Below are 1,681 nucleotides of genomic sequence, written 5' to 3'. Positions count from 1 at the left end.
TTCGGTGAGTATGAAAAGAAGGCCTAGGCCTTAAGAATGCGTCTCCGTGAAATCATATTTTGAGCTTTGCAGCCGATCAGCTCTTCGGCATCAATGCCTCAAGGGCGATTAGGGATAAATTGTAGATTGATAACTGAGATTGTAAGGGCTGGGTTGACGGGTAAAATTGCTCAATGTGAGAAGTTGGGTTGATAATGGCTCGATTGAATTCTTCATCGATCTCTACCCAAGATTCGAGGATGATCTCAAGTGCTTCAGTAATGATTGATAGAGCCATAATGTTGTTCATCTCATGTTTATAAAAAGGGAATGCGACATTGAACAACGTTGAACTCATAACTGAATTGCACCATTAAAGTAGCCGGATTTCTCTGTGGGTAAAAACTCATCTCGGATAGTAATTCAGAGATCGTTGGAGAAAATAGCTTCCTTCTCCATTAGCTGGTGTGTTTTGTTCAGATTGATGTTAAGACTAAACGGCACTTTTTACTTTGTGCCGTTTAACGAAGAAGCCTGTTGTACAAATTTCACAGCAATATTATTTCTTAATATGCTCAGCTACTTGTGATCATTAGGCTATATTATGACGCAACCAATTTATGTCGATGAGTACATTATTGCTCCCATACTTCTGTAAGTGGCCTGATTGTTTGGGTTAGAGCAAACCCGCTAGCACCGCTGTGAGGGAAACCTAATTTTGCCCAGAACTCACCCTCTCCAAAGTTGACGAATGCACCAATTAATTCAGTGCTGCTACTCTCAGCCAAATACTGAATTACCTTGATCAACTCCCGAGCATAACCTCTTCCTCTGTGTTCTTTTTCAATACAAAGGAGCTGGCAAATCAGCTTGGGGTTCATATTGCTACTGTCAAAGACGGTATCAACGATGATCCCTCCAACATTTTCGATGTAAAGAATCGAAACCAATTCTGGCTTCACCCATTGCATGTAATCTTCCTGCCAGCTGTTCTCAGAGTTGTAAATATCAACCAGCCAATCGGCAATCCGTTGCGCCGAAGGGTGTGTACCTGATATGCCTGTAAAATTAACTTCCATAATTCATTTTCCTAATTTTGGTATTTGAGCCATAAGCCAAGTCAGAGAATTCGATTTAGCATCAATTCCTTGAAGGGAAGCATATCGAACAGTTAACCCACCAAAAACTCGGCGTAACTGAATTAAAAAAATTTGTCCAAATTTAGGAGTCACCTTTCCCTTTTTAAGGGTAGATTTCAAAATCACAACCACAGTTAATCACTAAAGTGTTAGGTGCGCATTGTTAGAGGACGCGTCTCAGTTGTGAAGGGGAGATATTGGCGATCCCAACGCCTATAAGCTAATAGCTAGTAACACTATGATGACAAATTGCTATGGGGCTGCTTCCCGCTCATGTTATTCAGCGTTTGATGATGACTAGATCCGCTGATTTGTTGCTGTCGTCAAGAATCGTTCTGCGATTCGTGTTGTTAATGTTCTTGTATCCTTCTTCTCTTTTTTCAAAAAGAGGCGAGGGAGCAAAAGCAATGGTCATCTATTACTTCAGATGAGTGACTACATTGCTGGTAACTCTGTTCGATGGTTGAGTGATTTGATGGCTTGTCTGCCAGAGTAAGTTAGTGGTACCGATGATCTTCGGTGAGTATGAAAAGAAGGCCAGGCCTTAGGAATGCGTCTCCGTG

2 protein-coding genes are annotated in these 1,681 nt (G+C 41.4%); both read right to left on the bottom strand.

Annotation, left to right across the window (positions count from 1 at the left end):
• Window positions 1-76: 76 nt before the first annotated feature.
• Window positions 77-337, bottom strand: a complete 261-nt coding sequence (locus BIZ37_RS30075) for a hypothetical protein (protein WP_187464665.1) — start codon at window positions 335-337, stop codon at window positions 77-79.
• A 277-nt stretch (window positions 338-614) separates the two neighbouring features.
• Window positions 615-1,058, bottom strand: a complete 444-nt coding sequence (locus BIZ37_RS30070) for a GNAT family N-acetyltransferase (RefSeq protein ID WP_187464664.1) — start codon at window positions 1,056-1,058, stop codon at window positions 615-617.
• Between the last annotated feature and the right edge of the window lie 623 nt (window positions 1,059-1,681).

It is taken from the genome of Photobacterium sp. BZF1, from assembly GCF_014349205.1.
GTDB lineage: Bacteria > Pseudomonadota > Gammaproteobacteria > Enterobacterales > Vibrionaceae > Photobacterium.
Note: the sequence above shows the minus strand (reverse complement) of the source record. Positions and strands in the feature narration are given on the sequence as shown.